The 23338-nt window shown below is 51.2% G+C and carries 22 protein-coding genes; 7 read left to right on the top strand and 15 right to left on the bottom strand.

Annotated elements, in window-relative coordinates; translation table 11 throughout:
• The first annotated feature begins 48 nt into the window (after nucleotides 1-48).
• Entirely contained in the window at nucleotides 49-681 is a 633-nt protein-coding gene (locus tag ACXJJX_RS04340; protein WP_456432544.1) for a MarC family protein, read from the top strand.
• Here the strand turns inward: ACXJJX_RS04340 and ACXJJX_RS04335 are convergent.
• The 4 genes from ACXJJX_RS04335 to ACXJJX_RS04320 are packed head-to-tail and all read right to left on the bottom strand — an operon-like array spanning nucleotide 678 to nucleotide 5834.
• Nucleotides 678-1589: a biotin--[acetyl-CoA-carboxylase] ligase gene (locus ACXJJX_RS04335; RefSeq protein WP_456432542.1), complete on the bottom strand. Its 912-nt coding sequence runs from the start codon at nucleotides 1587-1589 to the stop codon at nucleotides 678-680. The genes ACXJJX_RS04340 and ACXJJX_RS04335 overlap by 4 nt on opposite strands.
• Nucleotides 1549-2187, bottom strand: a complete 639-nt coding sequence (locus ACXJJX_RS04330) for a biotin/lipoyl attachment domain-containing protein (RefSeq protein ID WP_456432540.1) — start codon at nucleotides 2185-2187, stop codon at nucleotides 1549-1551. The genes ACXJJX_RS04335 and ACXJJX_RS04330 overlap by 41 nt, the downstream gene beginning before the upstream one ends.
• Nucleotides 2188-2190: 3 nt before the next feature.
• Nucleotides 2191-4428 carry an acetyl-CoA carboxylase carboxyl transferase subunit alpha/beta gene (locus tag ACXJJX_RS04325; protein WP_456432538.1) on the bottom strand — a complete coding sequence of 746 codons (2238 nt, stop codon included), beginning with the start codon at nucleotides 4426-4428 and terminating at the stop codon, nucleotides 2191-2193.
• Nucleotides 4425-5834, bottom strand: coding sequence for an ATP-binding protein (locus ACXJJX_RS04320; protein ID WP_456432536.1), 1410 nt, complete (start codon nucleotides 5832-5834; stop codon nucleotides 4425-4427). The genes ACXJJX_RS04325 and ACXJJX_RS04320 overlap by 4 nt, the downstream gene beginning before the upstream one ends.
• Nucleotides 5835-5967: 133 nt before the next feature.
• Here ACXJJX_RS04320 and ACXJJX_RS04315 point away from each other — a divergent pair, with 133 nt between their 5' ends.
• From ACXJJX_RS04315 to ACXJJX_RS04295, 5 genes are all read left to right on the top strand, one after another.
• Entirely contained in the window at nucleotides 5968-6504 is a 537-nt protein-coding gene (locus tag ACXJJX_RS04315; RefSeq protein ID WP_456432556.1) for a helix-turn-helix domain-containing protein, read from the top strand.
• 74 nt (nucleotides 6505-6578) lie between these two features.
• Nucleotides 6579-7016, top strand: coding sequence for an adenosylmethionine decarboxylase (gene speD, locus ACXJJX_RS04310; RefSeq protein WP_456432534.1), 438 nt, complete (start codon nucleotides 6579-6581; stop codon nucleotides 7014-7016).
• A 34-nt stretch (nucleotides 7017-7050) separates the two neighbouring features.
• Nucleotides 7051-7935, top strand: coding sequence for an agmatinase (gene speB / locus ACXJJX_RS04305; protein WP_456432532.1), 885 nt, complete (start codon nucleotides 7051-7053; stop codon nucleotides 7933-7935).
• A gap of 17 nt (nucleotides 7936-7952) precedes the next feature.
• Nucleotides 7953-8699: a metal ABC transporter ATP-binding protein gene (locus ACXJJX_RS04300; RefSeq protein WP_456432554.1), complete on the top strand. Its 747-nt coding sequence runs from the start codon at nucleotides 7953-7955 to the stop codon at nucleotides 8697-8699.
• Nucleotides 8699-9517, top strand: coding sequence for a metal ABC transporter permease (locus ACXJJX_RS04295; protein ID WP_456432530.1), 819 nt, complete (start codon nucleotides 8699-8701; stop codon nucleotides 9515-9517). The genes ACXJJX_RS04300 and ACXJJX_RS04295 overlap by 1 nt, the downstream gene beginning before the upstream one ends.
• Here the strand turns inward: ACXJJX_RS04295 and ACXJJX_RS04290 are convergent.
• From ACXJJX_RS04290 to ACXJJX_RS04280, 3 genes are all read right to left on the bottom strand, one after another.
• Entirely contained in the window at nucleotides 9514-10467 is a 954-nt protein-coding gene (locus tag ACXJJX_RS04290; RefSeq protein WP_456432528.1) for a universal stress protein, read from the bottom strand. The genes ACXJJX_RS04295 and ACXJJX_RS04290 overlap by 4 nt on opposite strands.
• 33 nt (nucleotides 10468-10500) lie before the next feature.
• Complete coding sequence (locus tag ACXJJX_RS04285) at nucleotides 10501-12252, bottom strand: ArsB/NhaD family transporter (protein WP_456432526.1); 1752 nt, start codon at nucleotides 12250-12252, stop codon at nucleotides 10501-10503.
• 78 nt (nucleotides 12253-12330) lie between these two features.
• Nucleotides 12331-13431, bottom strand: a complete 1101-nt coding sequence (locus ACXJJX_RS04280) for a mechanosensitive ion channel family protein (protein ID WP_456432511.1) — start codon at nucleotides 13429-13431, stop codon at nucleotides 12331-12333.
• Between the two features lie 75 nt (nucleotides 13432-13506).
• Between ACXJJX_RS04280 and rpsT the strand changes: the two genes are divergently transcribed.
• Nucleotides 13507-13791, top strand: coding sequence for a 30S ribosomal protein S20 (gene rpsT, locus ACXJJX_RS04275; protein ID WP_456432469.1), 285 nt, complete (start codon nucleotides 13507-13509; stop codon nucleotides 13789-13791).
• Here rpsT and ACXJJX_RS04270 read toward each other — a convergent pair.
• From ACXJJX_RS04270 to ACXJJX_RS04235, 8 genes are all read right to left on the bottom strand, one after another.
• A complete protein-coding gene (locus ACXJJX_RS04270) occupies nucleotides 13788-14264 on the bottom strand; it encodes an LPS-assembly lipoprotein LptE (protein WP_456432467.1) in 477 nt (158 codons plus the stop codon). The two genes, rpsT and ACXJJX_RS04270, sit on opposite strands and share 4 nt — an antisense overlap.
• Nucleotides 14251-16851, bottom strand: a complete 2601-nt coding sequence (gene leuS, locus ACXJJX_RS04265) for a leucine--tRNA ligase (protein WP_456432465.1) — start codon at nucleotides 16849-16851, stop codon at nucleotides 14251-14253. Before leuS ends, ACXJJX_RS04270 begins: the two co-directional genes overlap by 14 nt.
• A 25-nt stretch (nucleotides 16852-16876) precedes the next feature.
• Entirely contained in the window at nucleotides 16877-17317 is a 441-nt protein-coding gene (gene nusB / locus ACXJJX_RS04260) for a transcription antitermination factor NusB (RefSeq protein ID WP_456432463.1), read from the bottom strand.
• Nucleotides 17318-17320: 3 nt separating this feature from the next.
• Complete coding sequence (gene ribH, locus ACXJJX_RS04255) at nucleotides 17321-17794, bottom strand: 6,7-dimethyl-8-ribityllumazine synthase (RefSeq protein ID WP_456432461.1); 474 nt, start codon at nucleotides 17792-17794, stop codon at nucleotides 17321-17323.
• Between the two features lie 86 nt (nucleotides 17795-17880).
• Nucleotides 17881-19092, bottom strand: coding sequence for a bifunctional 3,4-dihydroxy-2-butanone-4-phosphate synthase/GTP cyclohydrolase II (locus ACXJJX_RS04250; RefSeq protein ID WP_456432459.1), 1212 nt, complete (start codon nucleotides 19090-19092; stop codon nucleotides 17881-17883).
• A 13-nt stretch (nucleotides 19093-19105) separates the two neighbouring features.
• The gene (locus ACXJJX_RS04245) at nucleotides 19106-19747 is read right to left on the bottom strand and encodes a riboflavin synthase (protein WP_456432457.1); all 642 of its coding nucleotides are present in this window, start codon (nucleotides 19745-19747) and stop codon (nucleotides 19106-19108) included.
• 66 nt (nucleotides 19748-19813) lie between these two features.
• On the bottom strand, nucleotides 19814-20944 hold the full coding sequence (ribD, locus tag ACXJJX_RS04240) for a bifunctional diaminohydroxyphosphoribosylaminopyrimidine deaminase/5-amino-6-(5-phosphoribosylamino)uracil reductase RibD (protein ID WP_456432455.1): 1131 nt from the start codon (nucleotides 20942-20944) through the stop codon (nucleotides 19814-19816).
• A gap of 55 nt (nucleotides 20945-20999) precedes the next feature.
• Nucleotides 21000-22682, bottom strand: a complete 1683-nt coding sequence (locus ACXJJX_RS04235; protein ID WP_456432453.1) for a hybrid sensor histidine kinase/response regulator — start codon at nucleotides 22680-22682, stop codon at nucleotides 21000-21002.
• Nucleotides 22683-23338: the final 656 nt, after the last annotated feature.

Raw genomic sequence — 23338 nt, 5'->3', positions numbered from 1 at the left:
CTCGGTCGTCCTGGACAAAGTTAAAAAGCCTCTTTGAAGAGGAGGGTTATGATCGGCTTTTGCCTTCAAGTGTTGATGGCCTTTCTGGCTATTATGAACCCCTTGGGCAACACTCCCATATATCTCGGTTTGGTAGAAGGGTTTGAAAGGGATCTTCAGAAACAGGTGGCCCGGAAGGCCGTCACCGTTGCTTTTTTTATTGTTTTGATTTTCGCCTTGGCTGGAAATGTTATCTTTCGTCTTTTTGGCATAACCTTGGCCGCCTTCAGGATAGCCGGGGGGATTCTGGTCTTTCTTATTGCTTACCATCTTCTGCGGGGAAAACGATCACGTCAGCACCATCCAGCCGAAGAGGAAGGCCTTTATGAAGACGGCCAGGAGGTAGCCATTACTCCTTTGGGGACTCCAATCCTTGCCGGCCCGGGGACTATTACCACAGCCATGTCCTATGTGGGTAATCATACAGATCCTTTTAAGATCGCCTTGATAATCGGAGCCTTCTCCGTGGTCTGTCTGCTGACCTATTTTTGTTTTCTCTATGCAGAACGGGTGGTGGACAGAATCGGAAGTTCCTGGATTGGGGTGATGACCAGGCTGATGGGGCTTATTCTGGCTGTCATTGCCGTCCAGATGGTAATTGAGGGGCTAAAGGGGGCCTTTCCTCTGCTTGGTCGAGTCTAATCGAGATATCTTATTTCTCCCGAGGGAAGGGTGAGCCTGGTGCCGTCATCAAGTTCAAGGATGAGGGCCCCGAATTCATTGACATCAAGGGCTCGGCCCTCAAAAAGAGGGGCCTCAAGGACGTTTTCTCCATAAAGGACCCGGCGTCCGAGGCTTCCTGTCAGCCGGCGAAAAGACTCAAGCATAAGGTTTGGAGGGGCATCTTCTTGCAAGACCTTGGCCTGGTATTCCCTGACCAGTCCGATGTTCCAGGAGAGTTTGGCCAGGAGGCGAGCCAAGATCTCGGAAAGATCAAGATCTCTTTCCAGAAGATCCTTAAAGCTTGTGGCTTCCTGAGCCAACCAAGCAGGAAGTTCGTTGTTGACATTGATCCCCAGCCCCAGAATCAGATAAGTGGTTTCCTCTATCGAACACTCTTCAATAAGACAGCCAGCTAGTTTTTTATCTCCCACCAGACAATCATTCACCCAGCGAATGCGGGCCATGACCCGATAGTCCTGGGCCAATTCGGCCGTGGCCACTCCACAGGCTATACTCACCAGGCCGAAGAGTTCCGGGGCCACATCCGGGTAGATGACAAGGGCCATCCAAAGCCCCCCAGGTCCGGCCACCCAGGCCCGCCGGAAGCGTCCTTTGGCCTTGGTCAGGGATCCGGCCCAGAAGACCATTCCGGAAGGAAGACTCCTTCCGGAATGGGTCTCCTTGATGATGGCCTTGCGGGCAATGTCCATAGTCCTTGTGGCCTCAGGGAAAAAGATAACCTCTCGGCCGATTTCCTCCCCTCGGGCCATAATCCGCTTGGCTGCCGGCCCGTAGGTAAGCAGTCGGCCTTGGAGTTCCTCTTCCTGGGCCTTGGCTATCAGATCCTTAATCCCACTCGGATCGAATACGACTGATGATCTTTTCAATGTAGGGAAGCTGATCTTCCGGGGCGATTCCCAAAAGAGGTTCGCCCTGCTCGACTATCTGGTTGACGCGGAAATAGGTCTTGAAGATAACTCCTGGTTCTCCTTGGTAGATTATGGGGGTTTCCCTCTTCATAAAAGACATAATGAGGATTTCATCCCCAGGGGAAACACTGACTCGGCCCTTCTCCAGGGCCTGGGCAATCTCAGAGGTAAAATAGTATCTGGCCCTCTCAGGTGCGGTGATGACAAAGAGAACCTCTTTTAGGACCAGGTCGATGATTTCGTCGCGAGAAAGAGGGTGTTTAATGGAAAGAATATACTCATTGGCCTCAACAAATCGACCCTCAAGCTCTTGGCGAAGCTCAACAATGGTTCCTTCGACCTCAGCCCTTTGAAGTTTTAGGTTTCGTTCTCTTTCGAGTTCATAAAGGGGGCTTCCCGGGCGTTCTCCCCAGCGGCCCGAGGGTCCAAAGACCTGCTGACCCTCTTCCACCAAGAGACGGACGACTCTTCCGGTATGAGGGGATTCTACCCGGAAGATCTGATAAGGACGGGCTCGATATCTCTCCAGGATACGGTTGATTTCCAGGTCTTTCATGACTTAACGATAATAAAGATTTTTGCCTCCCATCCGAATGAGGGCGTCATAGAGATTTTTGCGAAACTCCCTTCGGTCCCAAATGCCCTGGATATGACCGCGCCTTAGAGCATTGGTGGCGCTGTGATAGTCTGGGGGGACATCGTCGCCAGTGGTCTCCCGGATGACCCTGGGCCCAGCAAAGCCGATTCGGGAACTGCGGATGGCAAACTGATATGGGGCAGAGCCCAGAAAACTGGCCACCGGGCCAGCATAGGAGTTGTTGTCATAGACAACGATGTAAAGACCACCAGCATCGACATATTCCCTGACGGCCATGGTGCACTTGGGCATCTGGATGACGCCGATGGTCCCCTCATGGATCCTGATACCGCCGGTGGTGTGGATATAAGCTAGAAAGGGACGTCTCATGACCCGGGCCTTATCAATAGCCCGGACAAACTTCTCCCCCTCAGCCGCCCCTACTGTCCCCTGACGGAAGTCGGCAATCAACATGGCTACAATCAGGGAAAGACCATTTATTTGGGCGTGAAAGGTAAGCATTCCCGAACGACGTCCGGTCTTCTTGATGCTCTGCTGGAGCTTTTTGTCAAAGCCCTCATATCCCAAGGGATTAGTAGAGGCAATATCTTCGTTAAATTCCCTAATCGAACCAGGGTCAAAGAGATTTCGGAGATACCAATCATATTCCAGGGGGAAATGATGACCGCAGTTGGGACAAACCCCACAGAATTCACCATAGAGATCAGGGACCCAGATATCCTGGCAACCATATCGGGCGGCATTAGGGCAGGAGACCGTTCGGTCCTCAAGAGCAATGGGGGAAACATAGAGCTCTCCCCATTCTTCCCGGAACTCTGGCTCGGTCACTTTTATCTTGCCTGGCCTCTTCGGGCCAGCAATGACATCATAGACAGCCTGAATGGGCTCGGTGACTTGGGAGAGCAGGGCTGTGGCCTCGCTGGAGACGTCTTCAAGGATCTTTTGGACCTGTTTTTGATGGGTCTTAAGGATGCCGTAGCGGATCTCGTAGTAGATCTGGCTGGCCTTGTCCCGCATGGATTCCATGCATTTTTTAAGGGAGGACTCGGCCTCTTTGTAGGCCCAGGTGGCCATCTGACGATATTTTTTGGAACGCAGATCAAGGAGCCTTTCTACCTCGGTTTCTGAAAGCTCCCAGGAGATATGGACATCGAACTCCTCTGGGGGATCGGCCTCCTCCTTTTTTCTCTCCAGGGCATAGGCCCGGAAGGCCTTGAAGCTTTTGGTCTTTAAGACCACTTCATCTGTGGCCCGAATGATCTCGTAGCGGAGTCGTTTGAAGAAACGAAAATCCTCTCTTCTAGCCCCCAGAGGGGGTTCGGGAACAATGCGATCTATGGTGCCGAGTTTAAGGTTATCTTCGGCGGTCAATTTTAACTGTCTGGCGCACCACTCCAGAAGCTCGGGAGAAGCCTTCTGCCCTTCTTTAAGCTTGGCTTCGATGGCCGCCGCTCCTTCGGGCGAAATCACTGAATAATAACCCCGGCTTCCCATAAGCCTTAGGTCCGTAAGACCAATGGCTTCAGCACCCCCAGAGCCCCCCTCAGAGATAAAGGAGATTGTCGGGACCCTCAGTTTGGCCATAAAATAGAGATTCCGGGCGATCTGCTGGGCAGCTCCAGGATAGTCTTCGATGGGATAGGACCCCGGAGTGAAGATATAGAAATGAATGGGGATGCCCTCGGTCTCGGCCACCTTCATATAGCGAAGGGCCTTCTCATTGCCCCAGGGTTTGGCACAACCACCGTTGCGGTACTCCTCTCCTTGCCCCTTTTCGTGGCCAATGACCATTACCTGGTGATTATAAACCCGACCCTTAACCATCCGGCTTATGGTGGCCCGGGCCACTACTACCGCAGGATCGATATTTATCTCTCCTTCGCCTCCAAGCTCGGTGTAATGGTCATAGACGTTTTCCAAAATGTCCTGGAGGGTAAAACGTTGAGGATTGCGGACAATCTTGACGATCTCCCAAGGGCTTAGGACTTCGGCGGCGCTTTTCTCAAGAAGGCTCAAATGGCTCTCCAACCGGCTGGCCTTCTCCTTGACCTCTTCTTCGGGAAGATCGTGAATCTGGGCTCTAAGGAGTTCAAACTCCTGATGGAGATAGGAGAGCTCTGCCCAGTTGGGCCCTTTGATGTCCTCCAGGTAGATTACCCGATCGATAAGGGCTTTTAAGCTTTGGATGATCTCCTTCATGAAAAGATCAAAATCTCCTCAAGGCGCTCTTTGAGGTAGGCCAGGTTGGTCAGAAGGGGCTGACCATGGCTGTCTTTTCCCTCGATAACAGTTTCCTCAAGGAAGGTTTTCCCCCGGCTTTTGGCCTCGACGGTGTCCTTCCCCCAGACAACACCCAGGGCCAAATTGGGATCATATTCGGTGGGGATCCGGTAGGGCCGATCCCGGGGAACATGGCTGTAGATGGTCAGCCAATCATAATCTGGATAGGAAAACCGGGTAATTGTCCCCGAAGATGGGATAAATCCACGGCGGGTATCCTCGGCAATAAGTCGGAATTCGATACTTGTTCCCTCAAAGTTTATATCTTCCTGGCTGTAACCCATACGGTCTCCCAGGGCAAGTCTGATCTGTTCCTCAATAAGGTTAGGGGTTCGGCCTTTGATTCTGGCTATTTTGGCCGAGATGTCATTTTCTACCTGGATCCTGGTGTTTATTTCCATAAGATAGGCGGCTCCGTCCTTGGTAACCAACCATTCCCAGGTGCCGATGTTATCATAACCCACATGTTTGGCTAGTTTTATGGAGTCCGAGACGATCTTGTCCAAGACTTTTTGGGCATCAAATGGGTAGTCAGTGTAGTTGGGGTCAAATCCAGGGGCGATCTCGATGCGTTTTTGGCGTCCGGTACTCTGGATGGTGCAATTACGGGTACCAAAGTGGACGTATTCTCCATGACGGCTGGCCAGAACCTGGACCTCGAGGTGATGATAATCTTTAAGACAGACTTCGATTAACACCCCCTCATCTCCGAATTGTCTGCGGGCATAGTTACGTACTCGCCGCCAAATCCGGCGAAACTGATCCATATCGTTGACTTCTTCGATCCCCATCCCTCCTCCGCCGGCAGCGGCCTTAACCAGAAGGGTGGGGTTATTAACCCCTGATTCTCTAAGATTGAAGAGAAGTTCTTCGGCGGCGGCCTCGGCCTGGAGTTCATTGTAAAGAGGGCCAGCGGTTCCGGGGATGGTTGGGATGCCTAGATCTTGGGCCATTTTTTTTGTGTTTAACTTATTGCCTAAATCTCTGATGACCTCCCAGCGCGGGCCAATAAAGACAAGAGGGCGCGATCTCTTGACTACCCGTCGGGCAAAACGAAAGTCTTCGGCAAAGAAACCATAACCAGGATGGATGGCCGTGGCCTGGGCCTCATCAGCCACAGCCAGAATGTCGTTTGGATCTCGATAGCTTGAAACCCTGTAGATCCTCTGCCGATCTCCAGAATCCTCTTTGGCCAGCTGGACATGAAGACTTTCTTCGTCGCCCCGGGTATAGACGCAGACATAGTCCAACCCCAAGCGTTTGCAGGCGGCCATGATCCGAATGGCGATTTCTCCCCGATTGGCAATAAGGACTCGTTCTTTCATCTGGCCTGCACCAAATACCCGATTTCAGCCAAGCCGTCAATTTGTTTCATTTTACGCTTGACAAGCCCAGAGAATATCTTTATATGAGGCGCGCGAAATAAAACTAAACCGTTGGTTTAGAGATTTTATGAGCCTGAGGATCGGCGAAAGACTTCGAAAATTGAGAATCGCCAATGCCCTTACCCAGGAAGAGTTGGCCAACCGGGCCGGACTTACAAAGGGTTATATCTCTCAACTTGAGCGGGATTTGACCTATCCGTCAATCCCGACCCTTAAAGAGATTCTTGATGTTTTGGGAGAGGATCTGGCCTCCTTCTTCAAAGAGGATTGCGAAGAACGGGCCGTCTTCCGCCACAACGATCGCCTGGAGACCGCCGACTCCAGTCCAGGTTGTCGGGTGGAGATCCTGGTTCCCCAGTCCCAGAAGAAGATGGATCCCGTTCTGGTGACCTTGGCCCCCGGCCAGCGGACCAAGGAGGATGAATCTCATGAAGGAGAAGAGTTTGGGTTTGTCATCAAGGGCACCGTGGCCTTGCACCTTGATCAGGAAGTGACCAGGTTGCATAAAGGGGATTGTTTTTATTTCCGGGCCAATAGGCGTCATTACTTAGAGAATTGCGGTCGGGTGGTTGCCCAGATAATCTGGGTCGTCTCCCCACCGACCTTTTGATTTGGGAGCGGCCTTTGAGGCCGGGGCTAGCGGCCGGAGTGCCACAGAAAGAAAACACTTGAGGAGGGATAGCTATGGAAAAGATCGAGTACGGCTTCGGCCAGCATCTGATGTTAGACGGCTATGGTTGCGATCGGGAAAAGTTGATGGACATTGATCTTATTTATGATTTTTTGAGCAACTATCCGGCCGAGATCAAGATGACCAAAATCATGCCTCCTTATGTCTTCAAGTATGCGGCCCCTGTTCCTGAAGACTGGGGAATCTCTGGTTTTGTCATCATCGCCGAAAGCCACATCAGTATCCATACTTTCCCGGAAAAACTCTATCTGAGTCTGGATATCTTCTCCTGTAAGGATTTCGATGTTGATAAGGCCATTCGGGATGTGACCCGGATCTTTGACATCAAGAAAAGTGAGATCAAACTCCTTGACCGGGGCCATGAGTTTCCCCGGTCGATCCGGACTGTGGAACGCTTTATCCGGGCCGAAAGAAACCAACTTACCGTCTAATAAGGAGGGGGGAGAGCCCCCCTCTTGTCCTGCCATGCTCTCTTATCGTTTTCTAGGTCTTCCAGACGAGCTAGCTGATATTAAGCGCTCAGGGATTGTTGTCGTCCCGGTTGCCTATGATGCCACGACCTCCTACAGAGCTGGAACCAGAGAGGCCCCAGGGCGGATAATTGAAGCCAGTCGATACCTGGAATGGTACGATGAGGAGACAGAAACCGAGGTCTATCGCCTAGGGATCGCCACTTATCCGGAGCTTGAACCTCGGGCGGATTCTCCAGAGGCCATGGTCGAAGAGGTCTACCGAACGACAAAGGGCATTGTTGTCTCCGGGCAGTTCCCTGTACTCTTGGGTGGGGAGCACACTCTCAGCCTGGGGGCCATTAGGGCCTTGGCTGAGGTTACCCCCAATCTGGTGGTCCTTCAGCTGGATGCCCATACCGATCTTAGGGATTCCTACCAGGGAAGCCCCTTTAGCCACGCCTGTGTTATGGCTCGAGTGGCAGAGATCTGTCCCTTTATTCAGGTTGGTATCCGTAGCCTCTCCCGGGAAGAGGCCATCTGGCTCAAGAAGCACAATCTTCGTCCTTATTACGCCCGGGAGGTAATGGGGCGAGGGACAGAGATCGCTCGAGAAATAGTCTCCAAGATTGCTGGACGCCCCCTTTACGTCACTATTGATTGCGATGTCTTTGATCCCTCAATTATGCCTGCGGTAGGAACCCCGGAGCCAGGGGGCTTGGGTTGGTTTGAGGTTATAGATATCCTTCGTTTTATTTCCCAATCCGTTCAGGTGGTGGGTTTTGACCTGGTCGAACTCTCTCCCATTGCCGGGATGGTGGCCCCGGATTATCTAGCCGCCAGACTGGTCTATAAGTTTCTCTCTTACATTTTTTCCCGCTCTTTACGAACCTCGACCTGACAATTACCTTGCTCCTTATGGCCCCCTTGGTAGAGGTAAAAGAAGTTTCTTTTAATTACAGCCACCTTCAGGTCCTTGAGGATATCAGTCTGGAGATCGAAAAGGGAGATTTCCTGGCCATCATTGGTCCTAATGGAAGTGGAAAATCCACCCTGATCAAAATTATCCTTGGCCTTCTGGCCCCTTCTTATGGAAGAGTCTTCCTCTTTGGCCAGGATTTAGCCCATTTTCGGGCCTGGTATCGTCTGGGGTACGTCCCCCAGAAGGCCGCCCACATGATTGATCCCGTTTTCCCCTTGACCGTGGAGGAGACTGTCTCTCTAGGACTTGTCTCTCGGAAACGTTTTCCCCGCCTGATCACCAGGAGCGACAGGCCGGCCATCCGGAAGGCCTTGGAGACTGTAGAGATGGCTGACCAGGCCCACCGACGCATAAGCGAGCTTTCCGGCGGCCAGCAACAGCGAGTCCTTATTGCCCGGGCCATCGTTAGTGAGCCGGATGTTCTCTTCCTTGATGAACCTACTGCCGGGGTTGATGCTCGGGGTCAAGACCGTTTCTACTCCCTTTTAAATCAGCTTAACCAGAAGGGCTTGACTATAGTTATGGTTACCCATGATATCTCCGTGGTTACCCGATATGTAAACAAGGTTGCCTGTCTTAACCGACGTCTTTATTTTCATGGCAGCCACGAAGAATTCTGTAGCTCCCCCCGGATAAGAGAGCTTATTGCTGGCGAGGATCATCTTATTTTTCACCGACATTGATGGATACTTCGACTCTGATAGAACTTTTAAGTTACACTTTTGTCAAAAAGGCTCTGGTCACCGGGCTCTTTTTTTCTTTTACCTGTGCCCTTTTAGGGGTCTTCCTCCTTCTGCGCAAAGACGCTATGATCGGCCACGGGCTCTCTCATATTGCCTTTGGGGGGGTGGCGGTGGCCCTTTTTTGGGGTTGGGCTCCTTTGCCAGTAACCCTGGTAGTAGCTTCATTGGCAGCCTTGGTTATCCTTGGGGTGAGGGACAGGGCCGGCCTTTATGGAGATACAGTAATCGGGATTCTTTCCAGTCTGGGAATGGCCGCCGGGATCATCCTGGCCAGTATCTCCCGACACTTCAACGTCGACCTTTTTGGCTATCTTTTTGGCAATATCCTGGCCATCTCTTGGGCCGAGATGATCACCGCCATCGTGCTTTCCCTCCTGAGCTTGGCCCTAATAGTCCTTTTCTATTACGAACTTATCTATGCCACTTTCGATGAAGACTGTGCTCAAGTGGCTGGTCTTTCGGTAAAAAGGCTTGACGCCATGCTGGCCGTTTTAACGGCGGCCACCGTGGTTGTAGGAATGAGGGTGGTTGGCCTTCTTCTGGTTTCCGCCCTTTTGGTTATTCCAGCGGCCACGGGGCTTATCCTTGGGGGCAGCTTTGCCCGGGCCATCTGGATATCGGTGGCCAGCTCTTCCGTTTCTATAGTTTTAGGCCTGGTCTTGGCCTTCTGGCTCGACTGGCCGGCCTCGGGGACTATCGTTCTCTTCTCTGGAGTCCTTTTTATCTTGGCCTATCTAGCTCGCCTCCTAGGCGACTAATCCTCTACACAGACAAGGGCTAGAGTTGGAGTGCTCAGCCTATGGAGTACGGTGGCACTCACACTTCCCAAAACCAACTCTTTTAGGTGGGATCGTCCCCGGCGCCCCATGATAACCAGATTGTAATTTTCTTCTTCGGCCAGACGGATAATCTCTTCTGCCGGGCGTCCCAGACGGACCTCCCTTTTGATCCTCTCTGGCTGGGCTCCGGCCTCAATGAGTATCTGCCTAGCGGTAGCCAGAATATCTTCTCCTTCGAGACGTTGTCCGTCATTGAGATCCTCACCGAAGGAGATATCTATTACGTAGAGGATGGTGATCTTTTCGATCCAATTGGGACCGGCAGCCTCAAGGAGACAGGCAATTTCGTTGACAGCGCCCAGTGAGTTCGGAGAGCCATCAATGGGGATGAGGACCCTAGGGATAGGGCAGGAGCCGTCAACGAGAACCTCTTGGCCGACGACATAGGTCGTGTGGCATCCCGGACGATGGATAACGCTCTGGGTGACACTTCCCAGAAGGAGCTCCCTGACTGGAGAAAGTCCTCTACGGCCCATGACGATGGTCGAATAATGGTTTTCTTGGGCAAAGCGAACGATCTCTCGGGCTGGATCGCCATCGAGAACAACCTGCTCCACTGGAATCCTTACCCCTAGAGAGCGAATGACCTCCTTGACCTCCTCGAACATAGGAGTGACGTTCTTCTCCAGGTATTGTTCCTTAAGGCGCTTAAATAGTGCGGTTTCTTTCAGAAATTCGGTCCGGATATCAATATTGGCCATATGGGCCGAAAGATAGCCTCCGGCAAGGACATGGAGAAGGGTGATCTTCTGGACCCTTTCCCCTAGGGGAGCCGTGAGGCAGGCGGTGAATTCTGCGGCCCGTTTGCTAGGAAGACTGCCATCAATGGGCAAAAGGACTTTTTCTATAGTGCAGACCCTGTCTTTCATGGATTCACTCCTTTGAAAGGTTTGTTTCTTTAACTAGTAGAAGATAAGTAGCCAGACATTGGCAATGGCCACACTTATGACCATGTAAACAAAGCCTGCCTTCATGTATTCAAAGAAACGCACCGGATAGCCGGCACTTTCGGCTATCCCGAGGGTGACTACATTGGCACTGGCCCCGATCATGGTACCGTTGCCTCCAAAGCAGGCCCCCAAGGCCAAGGCCCACCAGAGGACGTTGTTTTCGGCCCCGGGGATGACCCGAGTAAGATAGGCAGTAATGGGAAGCATGGTTGCCGTGAAAGGAATATTATCTACAAAGGCACTCATAATGGCCGAAACCCAAAGGATAAGGCAGATGGCCGCCACCAAGTTACCATGGGAGAGCTCCAGGACCCAGTCGGCGACAATGGCCAATAAACCGGTTTCTTCCACCGCCCCTACCAAGATAAAAAGAAAGATGAAGAAAAGGAGGGTCGTCCATTCGATGTCTTTTTCAACCAGCTCAAGGAGCTTGACCCTCTTGGTAACAATTCCATAGGTAAAAAGAAGCGAGGCCCCGAAAAGGGCAGCCACTGAGACCTCCATGTGCCATATACCATGGGTGATAAAGAAAAAGATGACCACCGCCATGACAATGAGGCCTACGGTAAGAAGAGTACCATCGGTAATCCGGTACTCCTCACGCAACTTGGCAATATGAGCCTCGACATCGGTGATGGTGGCCTTTTTATACTCCCGCCCATAGTAAAGCTTAAAGAAAGCGTAAAGGACGAGCATAGAGATAGCCACTACTGGACCTAAATTGATCACAAAGTCCATGAAAGTAAGGCCGGTATAGGAGCCGATCATGATGTTAGGGGGATCACCAATAAGAGTAGCCGTTCCTCCTACATTTGAGGCCAGGATCTCAGGAATCAAGAGGACTACGGGATTGAGTCCCAGGGAAAGGGCAATTTCAATGGTTACTGGGGTAAGAAGTAGCATGGTGGTGACGTTATCCAGAAAGGCCGAAGAAACAGCCGTAAAGGTGGTCAAGACCAAGCAGAGGACAAAGACATTGCCTCGAGCCAGTTGGTAGCTTTTGTAAGCACACCACTGGAAGACCCCGGTGTTTTTGAGGATTCCAACGATAATCATCATCCCCATGAGAAGAAAAACGACATTCATGTCAATGGCTGCAATGGCCCGTTCGTAGGAGATGATGTGGTACTGAGGGTTAATGACTCCTACCGTGTAGGTGATGATAAGCATTATCGCGGCTCCTAACATGGCCGCTACGGTTCGATGGAGGAGCTCAAAGCTGATAAGGATATAAGCCAGGAGAAAGACTACGGTGGAGATCCAGAAAGCCGGCCCCAAAGTCCTCTCCAAGATCACGTCTTTTACCGCAAAATAATGCTGGCCATTGTAGGCTAAATCTTGAGGATGGATCTTGACCTTGACCTCTTTGAAACTGGGTTTGAAGATATCAATGAAAATGTCTGCTTGGGGGAGGACCCCTTTGGGGACCTCAATTACCACCTGATAGCTTCCGTCGCTTTCGCTCTTAAAATACTCAATAAGTTGGTGTCCGTGAGCTCCTTTGCGAACCTTTTGTAACTCCCCGTTGATAAAGACCCTGATCTCTGCCTCGTCAACGGGTTCTTTATGGTTGTCAAGAATGCGTCCAGAGAGATGAAGGATCTGTTTGTCCGGGGGAGAATGGGGTTCTTCAAAGGCATGGACCTGGCCAATGGCTAATAGGAGCAAGACGAGGACGCCAAACCACCAGAGAAACTTTCTCATAAGGAACCTCCTCCATCGGCTGAATCTCCCACTTAATATCGGTAGAGGAAAACGGTTTCATAATTTAGGTCCCGGTCTTTAGTCCGCTGACTTTTCAACTGGGGCCCTCAGGGTAGGATCCTCTCCCCAAAAGAGATGGACATCTCGTTGGGGAAAGGGAATAGTGATCCCTGCTCGGGAAAAGGCCCGATCTATAGCCTTGATGAGTTCATGACGGGCCAGTCCTTTTAGGGCCGGCTCCTCCACCCAGCACAGAAGCTCAAGATCTATAGAGGATTCGCCAAAGGACCGCAATCTCACTCTGGGACTCGGTTCCTCGACTACCCTAGGGTGCTGGCGGGCGACCTCAAGGAGGACTTGTTCTACTAAGTCAAGATCTGTCCCGTAGGCCACCCCTACAGGTACACGGAGCCTGAATCGGGGCACAGGAGCGCTTTCGTTGATGATCTTAGAATTGGCCATAATAGAGTTGGGAATAGTGATGAGGACATCGTCTCGGGTCTTTATCTTGGTGGAGCGGATTCCTATATCGACCACTTCTCCCCGCTCTCCAGAGTCAAGAATAATATAGTCTCCAATCCGGTAGGTTCGATCAACAAAGATGCTTATACCCCCGAAGAAGTTAGCCAAGGTCTCCTTGGCCGCCAGAGCCAGGGCAATACCGGCGATACCAGCCGAGGCGAAAAAGGGAGTCAGGTTGACCTTCCAGATGGAAAGGATGATCAGAAGCCCGATGACTACGGCAATGGCCCGAAGGAGATTCTTGAGGAGATAGAGAATGTCTTGGCCAATATGGCCATGACTTATGAGGTAAAGGAGCTTTTTGTCCGTTAGCCAGTTGATAAACCTGAGCGAGGTTATCCACCAGATCAAGGCGATCAGGGTCTTTATCCCCGCCAGGAGATAGATTCCCAGCCTGTCCTGGGAGAAAAGGTCCAAAACATGGATGGGACCAAGAAGGGCGATAGTCCAGAATATTGGCCGGTGAATAAGTTCCAGGATTTCGTCATCAAAGGCAAACCTTGTTCGGCCGGCCAGACGCTTTAAGATCTGATCGATAATGAGGTCAACAACCTTGGCCAGGAGAACAAAACCAAGAAGATAAAGTCCGGCCAGAGTCCAGGGATTATCGAGGAACTTGCCCAATAGATTGAGGAGATCAACTTTTATTCCGTCCATATTTGACACCGCCTGCGGCTTGTATTATATAGGCTGCCGGCCAGGATAAAGCAACTTAATTAAGGAGGGATTACCTTGGCTAATCATCCATCTGCTAAAAAACGGGCCCGGCAGTCTGAAAAAAGAAGGCTTCGCAACAAAGGGATAAAGACCAGAGTTAAAAACGTCACCAAAGAGGTCCTTGCAGCCGTAAACAAGGGGTCGGTGGAAGAGGCCGAGGCTGCTTTTAGGAAGGCCCAAAGCACCATCCAGTGGGCGGTCTCTAAAGGGGTCCTCCACTGGAAGAAGGCCAGCCGTAAGATTTCCCGACTGGCTGTCAAGGTCAATACTCTCAAGGCCACCAAAGAACAGGTAGCCTAAAAGTACTCCATAATCTGGTGATAGATCATCTCCGCCAGGTCATAGGCCATCTTTTCTAAGATCTTCTGTTTGTCGGTCTGGGAGCCAGCAGTATAGGTCTCTTCTCGATAAAGAGAGTTGTTTGCCCAAATGATCTTCCCATCTTGGCGAGAGACGAGGCGGGCCTTAGCCCGCAAGACTAACCGGTTTTCCACCCCCTGGGCATAGCTTTGATAGGAAAGACCCCTTGACTCAAGAGAGATAATCTCTCCGTTAAGGACAACGTCTGCCTGATCAGCCGGCACCAGGCGGAGCTTCCTTCCTCTTTCAAACTGGTTCCGGAGTTCACTGGCGATCAAGGCTCCCAGACCGGGCTCTTCGCTTCGGTTCTCCCAGGTAGCCACACAGATAGTCTTTATCCACGGAGGCAGATTTGAGCCCGTACCTGCAAAATGATAGCCACAGCCCCAGAGAAAGAGGCTAAGAAACCACAATGTTGACCAGCTTTTTGGGGACATAGATCACCTTGCGAATGTTTTTGCCCTCTAGGTGGCGTTTGACATTGGGGTGAGAGAGGGCTAGCTCCCTGATTTCTTCTTCGTCGATCCCTACCGGGACCACGACCTGCCCTCTGACCCGGCCGTTTACTTGGATGACGATCTCCATCTCCTCGGCCGCTGCTGTTTGGGGATCGTATTCTGGCCAGGGGACGTTGAGAATAAAACCCTCTTTGCCCAGCAGGTGCCAAAGCTCTTCGGTAATATGGGGGACCATGGGAGACAGAAGGACAATGATAGCCTCCAGGGCCTCTTTTAATACCGGCCAGAAGGCAGGATTATTTTTGTCTCGGCTTCGGCTGAGTGTGGTTGAGACCTCGTTGGTCAGTTCCATAATGGCGGCAATGGCCGTATTGAAGTGATATCTGTCCTGGATATCCTCAGTGGCCTTTTTGATGGTCTGATGGGTTTTGCGCCGAAGATCTTTAAGCCAGGGGGGAAGCCCTTCGCTAGTGATTCCTCCGGCCCTGATTAGCTCTTCACGGTTTTCGCTAACCAGACGAAAGAGCCTATTCAGGAAACGGTGAGCCCCTTCAATGCCCTTTTGATTCCACTCGAGATCCTTTTCCGGTGGGGCCGCAAAGAGCATAAAGAGCCTTACGGTATCGGCCCCGTAACGTCTGATCATCTCATCAGGATCAACCACGTTACATTTACTCTTGGACATTTTTTCAGCCGAGCCTATCTCTACCTGGGCGCCACAGGAATTTCGCCGACAGCGGCCATCTGGAGAGACTTCTTCTGGATACAGCCAACCATGGACAGGACATCGATAGGTCTCCTTCAGGACCATTCCCTGGGTGAGAAGCCTCATAAAAGGCTCGTCTACCTTGAGATAGCCCAGATCCCTCAAAACCTTAGTGAAGAAGCGGGCATAGAGGAGGTGAAGGACAGCGTGCTCAATGCCGCCGATATACTGATCAACCGGGAGCCAATAATCGACTCTTTGGGGATCAAGGGCCCCTTGCTCATAATCTGGAGAGCAGTAGCGGGCAAAATACCAGGATGATTCCACAAAGGTGTCCATGGTGTCTGTCTCCCGCCGGGCCGGGCCACCGCAGCGGGGACAAGTGGTTTTGAGAAAGGATTCAAGACGGGGCAAGGGGCTGCGGCCAGCCTCATCGAGCTGGGCCGAAAGGGGAAGTTCAACCGGAAGATCTTCCTTTTTTACCGGAACTGTGCCGCAGTTTTGGCAATAGACAATGGGGATGGGGGTCCCCCAGTATCTCTGGCGGGATATTCCCCAGTCCCTCAGACGGAAGCTCACCTTAGTCCGGCCAATCTCCTTTTTCTCAAGATAGTTAACGATTTCTTTTTTGCCTTTTTCGCTCTCAAGCCCATCAAAGGGGCCAGAGTTGACCATGATTCCCGGGGCCTCATAGGCCTCGGTCATTGTTTGCGGATCCAGGTCTTCTTGCGGAGGCCTGATAACTACGAGTATAGGAAGACCGTATTTGCGGGCGAACTCGAAGTCTCTTTGATCGTGGGCCGGAACGGCCATGACAGCCCCGGTACCGTACTCCATTAGGACAAAGTTGGCTGCAAAAACAGGAATCTTCTGGCCAGTAAGAGGATGAATGACATAGGCTCCGGTAAAAACACCTTCCTTCTCAAAGTCATCCTCCAAGAGACGGCGGCGGTCAAGGCGTTTCATTTTCTCCACGAAGGCGACAACTTCTTTTTCACGCCCTGATCTTCGGGCAAGTTCTAAGGTAAGGGGATGGTCCGGAGCCAGGGAAATAAAGGTTACCCCGTAGAGGGTATCTGGACGGGTGGTAAAGACGGTGATCTTACCTTTACCATCGGCCAAAGGAAAATCCACCTCCGCACCCTCACTTTTGCCAATCCAGTGTTTCTGCATGAGAAGAACCTTCTCTGGCCAGCCTTTTTTTAGACGGTCGATATCCTCAAGAAGCTCCTCAGCATAAGCTGTAATCCTCAGAAACCAACCCCACATCTCCTTCTGGACTACCTGGCTCTCACAACGCCAGCAGGCCCCATCGATAACCTGTTCGTTGGCCAAAACCGTCTGGCATCGTTCACACCAGTTGACCGAGGTCTTTTTCCGGTAAGCCAGACCGCGCTCAAACATCTCGATGAAGAAGAGCTGCTCCCAGCGGTAATAGCTCGGATCACAGGTGGCTATCTCCCGTGACCAATCGTAAGAAAATCCCAGACGCTTGAGCTGACGCCTCATGTAGGCGATATTGTCAAAGGTCCACTTGGCCGGATGGGTTTGGTGTTTGAGGGCGGCGTTTTCTGCCGGCAGGCCGAAGGCATCCCAACCCATGGGATGGAGGACATTCTTACCTTTCATTCTCAAAAATCTGGCGATGACATCACCAATGGTATAATTTCGGACGTGCCCCATGTGGATGCGACCTGAAGGATAGGGGAACATCTCCAATACGTAGAACTTGGGCCGGCCGGTATCCTCTCTGACCTTAAAAAGGCCGGCCTCTTCCCACCTCTTCTGCCAGGACTCTTCTATCTCCTGAAAATTATAGGGAATCCCTTTAGCCATTTCCTTGCCTCCAGTTGATCTCAGTTCAAGGAAGCTTGGCCGCCTTAGCCGCCTCTTCGCTCCTTATCTCTTGACGATAAATGGCATCAAGGATTCCATTTACGAAGGCGGCCGAATCCTCACTACCAAATCTTTTGGCCAGCTCCACGGCCTCATTGAGGCTCACCTTGGGAGGAATGTCCGGTCTGAAAAGGAGCTCATAGGTGGCTATCCGGAGGATGTTTCTATCTATAGAGGCCATTCTTTCCAGACGCCAGTTTCGAGAATGCCTCTTAATGGTGGAATCTATTTCTTCCTTTCGGGCCAGGACTCCCCTGACGAGTTCACGGGCAAAATCCTCGGCCTTGGGCCGGATGGCAAAGTTCTCCACATAACTTGAAAAGGCCTCCTCCGGAGATGATCCAGTCATCTCAATCTCATAGAGGACCTGGAGAGCGGTCTCCCTGGCCCTTCTCCTGGCACTCATAGCCTACGAGGGAATTTTCTTCATCAGGTTGGCCATCTCTATGGCCACCATGGCCGCCTCAAAGCCCTTGTTGCCGGCCTTGGTGCCTGCCCGTTCGATGGCCTGCTCGATAGTGTCAGTAGTAAGGATCCCAAAGGCCATGGGAATCTCTGTCTCCAACATCACCTGGGCCACCCCTTTACTGGCCTCAGCGGCTACATAATCAAAGTGAGGAGTGGCTCCTCTGATAATGGCTCCCAGACAGACTATGGCCTGATAGCGGCTGGTCCGAGCCAGTTTTTTAGCCAGAAGGGGAATCTCGAAGGAGCCTGGGACCCAGAAAACATCAATGTCTTCCTCCCTGACTCCATGACGACCAAAGGCGTCCAGGGCCCCGGAGAGAAGTTTTCCAGAGATGAATTCATTGAACCTGGCCACCACTATTGCAAATCGTAGCCCCTGGGCCTGAAAATCTCCCTCAAAGTTCCGATGCCTCATTATACCTCCCTAGCCACCAAGAAAAGTTGCGCCTGCCTTTATACCTTAATTGTGATTCTTAAGCCAAATTCAAATAGAAGGTCTTATCAGTAATCTGAAACCACGCTTAAGAGATGGCCCATCTTCTCCCTTTTGCAGCGTAGATAGCGGATGTTTTCTTTATGAGGGGGGATCTCGATGGGAACCCGCTCTACGACTTCAAGCCCGTAGCCCTCAAGGCCGACTATCTTTCGGGGATTGTTGGTAAGAAGGCGGATCTTCTTTACCCCCAAATCCCTCAAGATTTGGGCCCCAATGCCGTAGTCTCTAAGGTCAGCCTTAAAGCCTAGAGCTTCATTGGCCTCCACCGTATCCTTGCCATGATCCTGAAGGACGTAGGCCTTAAGCTTGTTTATAAGACCGATGCCCCGGCCCTCCTGACGCATATAGAGGAGAATGCCCCGGCCCTCTTCAGCGATCTTTTCCATGGCCCGCCAGAGCTGAGGGCCACAGTCGCAGCGAAGACTCCCAAAGACATCCCCCGTAAGGCATTCAGAGTGGACCCGGACAAGGATAGGCTCCTCGACCTCGATCTCGCCCATGATCAGGGCCACATGGGTGTGAGGATCTATGTCATTGGTATAGGCCACCAGACGCCACTGACCAAAATTATTGGGCAATCTAGTCTCCACCTCCCGGTGGACAAAGCTTTCAGTCCGCAAACGATAGGCGATGAGGTCCTGGATGGTGACGATCTTGAGGCCATGTTCTTGGGCGAACTTTTCCAGATCAGGCAAACGAGCCATGGTTCCGTCGTCTTTCATGATCTCGCAGATAACCCCAGCGGGCTTAAGACCAGCCAGTCGAGCCAGATCTACCGAGGCTTCGGTGTGGCCTGCCCTCACCAAAACCCCACCCTTTCGGGCCTTGATGGGGAAGACATGGCCAGGGGTGACAATATCCTCTGGGCCGGCACTGTCAGCAATGGCCACCTGGATGGTCCGGGCCCGGTCATGGGCCGAAATTCCTGTAGTCACCCCATGACGGGCCTCAATGGAGACGGTAAAGGCCGTCCCGTAGCGGGCGTGATTGCGGGCCGGCATCATCGGAAGCTCTAATTTTTCTACCTGTTCGGGGGTAAGGGTGAGGCAGATGAGGCCCCGGCCGTAGCGGGCCATAAAGTTTATGGCTTCAGGGGTGACCTTTTCGGCGGCCATAACCAGATCGCCTTCGTTCTCCCGGTCTTCATCATCAACAACGATGACAATCTTTCCGGATCGGATGTCTTCGATGGCCTCTTCTATGGTATGAATCGGCATAACCTGCTCCTTATTAGTCTTTAAACCCGTGTTGTCTGAGGAAATCTTCGCTGATTTTCCCTCCTTTCCAAGGAGAGAGGAGTTTTTCAATATATTTACCGATGATGTCCACCTCAATGTTGACCCTTTCTCCGGGGCGGCGTCGGCCCATAGTGGTTAATTGGGCCGTGTGAGGAATAATGGCCAAATTAATAATATTACCAGAGATGGCGTTGACCGTAAGGCTTATACCATCAATGGCAATGGATCCCTTCTCGATCACATATTTTGAAAGACCTTTGGGTAACTCGATCTCATAGAAAAAAAAATCCCCTTTTTGCCTTCGAGAAAGAACCCAGCCGATTCCATCTACGTGTCCGGTGACAATGTGGCCCCCCAGGCGGTCTGAGGCCCGTACGGCCCTTTCTACGTTGACCTGATCGCCGGGACGAAGCTCTCCTAAGGTGGTCCGGGAGAGGGTCTCTGGAGAGACATCAAAGTTGGCCGTTGTCTGGTTGATCTTGATGACGGTAAGGCAGACTCCATTTACGGCAACACTTTCTCCCAGGGCAAGCTCGGAGGCTGGAAAAGGGGGTGAAAGACGCAATTTTAGGCCTGAAGCCCGCCTTTCTAGGTACTCGATCCGACCAAGTCCTTCGACTATTCCGGTAAACATTTATTGGCGTAACCCTTGAAAAATAGTTAAGGATCTATTTTAGCCCAATTTGAAATTTTTGTCTTCTCAAGGACTGTCATCCAGGGATAAATCAGAGAGCCACCGAGCAAAAGAAAAGGTGTATCCCTTAAGAAGAATATCATCTCCCAGGCGCCTTAAACGGAGATCATAGATTCTGGTGGCTTCAGTTACCCGAGGGACGCCCTGACCAGAGACCCCCCCTGGAGCCCTTTGACCACCGATGATCATCGGCCCGTAGTAGAAGGCGATCTCGTCTACCAATCCGGCATCAAAGAAGGAGCCATGGATCCTGGCCCCTCCTTCTACAAGGACAGAGATAATTCCCCTTTGCCTCAAATGGTCAAGGATCTCCGGAAGGTCAAGCCCTTTTTCTCTGCTGCCCTTGACCCTGATTACCTCGGCCCCCTTGGCCCTCAAAGCGGCCTCCTTTTCCGCTGGGGCCTCGGGACCACAGATGATGATCGTCCGGGCCGAAGAGGTGAGATTTAGAATCCGGGCTTCTTGGGGGGTGCGAAGATGGCTGTCCAAGATGATTCGGTGAGGATCCCGACCTTGAGGAAGACGGCAGGTAAGTCTGGGATTATCGGCCAAAATTGTTCCTATACCCACAAGGATAGCATCAAAAATGTTTCGCAGACGGTGGGCATGGCGACGGGTCTCTTGGGTGGTGATCCACTTGGAGTCTCCTGTATGGGTGGCAATGCGACCATCGAGGCTTTGGGCTATCTTGGCTAGGATCCAGGGCCGGCCGCTGGTCACCGACCTGACAAAAAAACGGACGAGTCTAAGACACTCCTCGGCCAAAATTCCGCTCTTTACCTCCAGCCCCTGGGCGCGAAGGAACTCTAGCCCTCCGGCGGCCTTGGGGTTAGGGTCCCGTAGTCCGACAACCACCCTTCTTATACCGGCCTTGAGGATAGCCTGAGTGCAAGGAGGAGTCTTGCCATAATGGTTACATGGCTCAAGGGTCACGTAGATAGTCGCTCCCTGGGCTTCAGGACCAGCTTCCCTCAGGGCATGGATCTCCGCATGTGGCTCTCCCGCCCTCTGGTGATAGCCCCTGCCGATGATCCTTCCTTCCTTGACAACCACAGCTCCTACCGGGGGGTTGGGGCTTGTGCGGCCAAGGCCCCGATGGCCCAGGGAAAGGGCCTTTTTCATAAAAAAGACATCCATATCCATGGCCATCTTTGGTACCAGATCTTTCCCTTATGGCAACGGGGAATCTGAACTATTTTTGGCCGAGGATCCGACTGACCTCGTCAAGGAGCTCGTCAAGGTAGAAAGGTTTTCTGAGGTAGCCATCGGCCTCTTTGATGAGGGGATCCGTGCGGGGATCAAGGTCAAGACCGCTTGAGATGAGAACACTGACCTGGGGAGCCTCTTTCTTTAAACGATGGAAGACTTCTCGTCCGCTAAGAAGGGGCATGTTGATGTCCAGTATAACTAGATCAATCGCCCCTTGCCTCTCAGAGATAATCCTAAGGGCCTCTTGACCATTGCTGGCCAGAAGGACTTTGTGTCCACTGCGTCCAAGGATGGTCGCCAGCATCTCCCGAATAGGTTCCTCATCATCGACTATCAAGATTAGGCCTTGGCTTCCTGCCCTGGGAGGCCTCGGGACCCTTGGGGGCTGATCTGCTTTTTCGTCTCGGGCCTCCTCTACGGGGAGATAGATATGAAAAGTTGTCCCCCGGCCCGGACGACTTACTACCTGACAATGCCCCTGATGTTCATGGATGATGTTGGCCACCATGGCCAACCCCAACCCGGTTCCCCGCCCCTTTTTGGTAGTAAAGAAGGGCTCAAAGATGTGGGCCAGGGTCTCCTCGTCCATCCCGTAGCCACTGTCGGCTACAATGAGATGGACATAACGCCCCGGCCTGATGCCATGGGGGTTTTCCTCGGGGAAATTAACCACGGAGGTGATCAGCGAAAGGGTCCCTCCTTCGGGCATGGCCTCACAGGCATTAAGGCAGAGGTTCATGATCATTTGTTCCATTTGGGTGGGGCTAGCCTTGATGAGATCGATTCCCTCCTGAAGATCAAGCCGGATACGAATCCTTTTATCTACGGTGTGTTTAAGGAGATCAACGACATTTTTGATAGATTGGTTGAGATCAAGGGGCCTTAGATCCCATTTTTTCTGACGAGCAAAGGAAAGGAGCCGCCGGCTCAACTCGGCCCCCCGTTCGGCGGCCCGCTCGATGGTCTCTAGAGCCTTCAGGTCAACAGGATCTAGGCGATGTTTTTCTTTGAGGATAGAGACATGGCCCATGATGGCACAGAGAATATTATTGAAATCATGAGCAATACCGCTGGTGAGAGTTCCGATAGCGGTCATTTTTTCGGCCTCGATCAGCTGACGTTGAGTGGTGTTGAGCTCCTTTATTTTGGATTCCAGGTCAGCATAAAGATCTATATTTTCTAGGGCTACGGAGATATTATTGGCCAAGATCCCCAAAAGACTGGTCTCTTCTTCCGAAAACCCCCGTGGATGATTAAAGAAGACAAGGGCCCCTAAGACTCTGCTTTTGGTCATCAGCCAGAAGATGAGGAAGTTCCTCAGATTAATTTCTTGAGGCAGGTCTCCTAAAGGCCACTGTTCAGGTACTTCGGCGCTAATTGGTTTCCCTTGGCTTTGGGACCAAGCCTCTTCCAGGATCTCAGGGTTGACAGAAATCTTTGTCTCTCTGCCCGACCTACTTTTTAAAAGAAAAGAAAAAGAAGACCTTTGAGTGATTATTCCCCACAACTCGCAATCGGTTAAGCTTTCAATTTCTTCGAGACATTTATTTATTATATGATCTTTATCTAATTTTGAGTGGATGATTATTGTAAGTTTATGTAGCTGATATAGTCTATCTAGATACTTTTTGATCTTTTCATCCCTTTCCTTAAGGGATTCTTTCATGTTCTCTATTGCGTCAAATATTTGACCAAACTCATCATCGTAGAATGGTAGCTCTTTTGGAGAGTAATCTTCTTTTTCTATTTTTTCTATTGCACTTAGAAGATCACTTACTGGCTTAAGGATGCTACTTGTTAAATATTTTGCTATGAAAAGTGCAGATATCAAACTTATTACCAAAATAAGTATTAAATCTCTAACTGTTCTTTTGATGGTCATTATTAGTGATTGTGTTTTCTTGTGTAAATTTACTGATGCTTTATGTATTATATTATGAACATGCCCCGATATATCTTGACCAATATATACTATTTCCTTAAATTCTTCCTTGTCAAATCTTTTCTTTGATATTGCTTCTTTTATTTTTTCTTTGTACTTTTGGAATTCTTTTTCTATATGGTCGATCTTTCTTTTTGTCTTTGGTTCGTGATGGCATCCTTTACATTCAAGTATAATTCCATCTATTTCTTCTAAATCAAAATCGAGCTTACTTTTATCTTCCTTACTGAAGCTTAGTTTGTATAGATTGTTTTGAATGTTTTGAAAATGCATCAGAAGATTTTGACGCAAACTTTCTATCTCATGGATCTTAAGTTGATATCTTAGGTTAGAGGAGAGGAAGAGGAGATTATAGAATGCGGCTCCGATGGCCACGCTAA

This window comes from Thermosulfuriphilus sp. (assembly GCF_054026695.1).
Note: the sequence above shows the minus strand (reverse complement) of the source record. Positions and strands in the feature narration are given on the sequence as shown.

Bases quoted from the DNA above. Each gene is read 5' to 3' on its own strand.
- ACXJJX_RS04340 (WP_456432544.1), top strand. From the start codon at position 49: ATGATCGGCTTTTGCCTTCAAGTGTTGATGGCCTTTCTGGCTATTATG.
- ACXJJX_RS04330 (WP_456432540.1), bottom strand. From the start codon at position 2,187: ATGAAAGACCTGGAAATCAACCGTATCCTGGAGAGATATCGAGCCCGT.
- ACXJJX_RS04325 (WP_456432538.1), bottom strand. From the start codon at position 4,428: ATGAAGGAGATCATCCAAAGCTTAAAAGCCCTTATCGATCGGGTAATC.
- ACXJJX_RS04320 (WP_456432536.1), bottom strand. From the start codon at position 5,834: ATGAAAGAACGAGTCCTTATTGCCAATCGGGGAGAAATCGCCATTCGG.
- speD (WP_456432534.1), top strand. From the start codon at position 6,579: ATGGAAAAGATCGAGTACGGCTTCGGCCAGCATCTGATGTTAGACGGC.
- speB (WP_456432532.1), top strand. From the start codon at position 7,051: ATGCTCTCTTATCGTTTTCTAGGTCTTCCAGACGAGCTAGCTGATATT.
- ACXJJX_RS04300 (WP_456432554.1), top strand. From the start codon at position 7,953: ATGGCCCCCTTGGTAGAGGTAAAAGAAGTTTCTTTTAATTACAGCCAC.
- ACXJJX_RS04295 (WP_456432530.1), top strand. From the start codon at position 8,699: ATGGATACTTCGACTCTGATAGAACTTTTAAGTTACACTTTTGTCAAA.
- ACXJJX_RS04290 (WP_456432528.1), bottom strand. From the start codon at position 10,467: ATGAAAGACAGGGTCTGCACTATAGAAAAAGTCCTTTTGCCCATTGAT.
- ACXJJX_RS04285 (WP_456432526.1), bottom strand. From the start codon at position 12,252: ATGAGAAAGTTTCTCTGGTGGTTTGGCGTCCTCGTCTTGCTCCTATTA.
- ACXJJX_RS04280 (WP_456432511.1), bottom strand. From the start codon at position 13,431: ATGGACGGAATAAAAGTTGATCTCCTCAATCTATTGGGCAAGTTCCTC.
- leuS (WP_456432465.1), bottom strand. From the start codon at position 16,851: ATGGCTAAAGGGATTCCCTATAATTTTCAGGAGATAGAAGAGTCCTGG.
- nusB (WP_456432463.1), bottom strand. From the start codon at position 17,317: ATGAGTGCCAGGAGAAGGGCCAGGGAGACCGCTCTCCAGGTCCTCTAT.
- ribH (WP_456432461.1), bottom strand. From the start codon at position 17,794: ATGAGGCATCGGAACTTTGAGGGAGATTTTCAGGCCCAGGGGCTACGA.
- ACXJJX_RS04250 (WP_456432459.1), bottom strand. From the start codon at position 19,092: ATGCCGATTCATACCATAGAAGAGGCCATCGAAGACATCCGATCCGGA.
- ACXJJX_RS04245 (WP_456432457.1), bottom strand. From the start codon at position 19,747: ATGTTTACCGGAATAGTCGAAGGACTTGGTCGGATCGAGTACCTAGAA.
- ribD (WP_456432455.1), bottom strand. From the start codon at position 20,944: ATGGATGTCTTTTTTATGAAAAAGGCCCTTTCCCTGGGCCATCGGGGC.
- ACXJJX_RS04235 (WP_456432453.1), bottom strand. From the start codon at position 22,682: ATGAAAGAATCCCTTAAGGAAAGGGATGAAAAGATCAAAAAGTATCTA.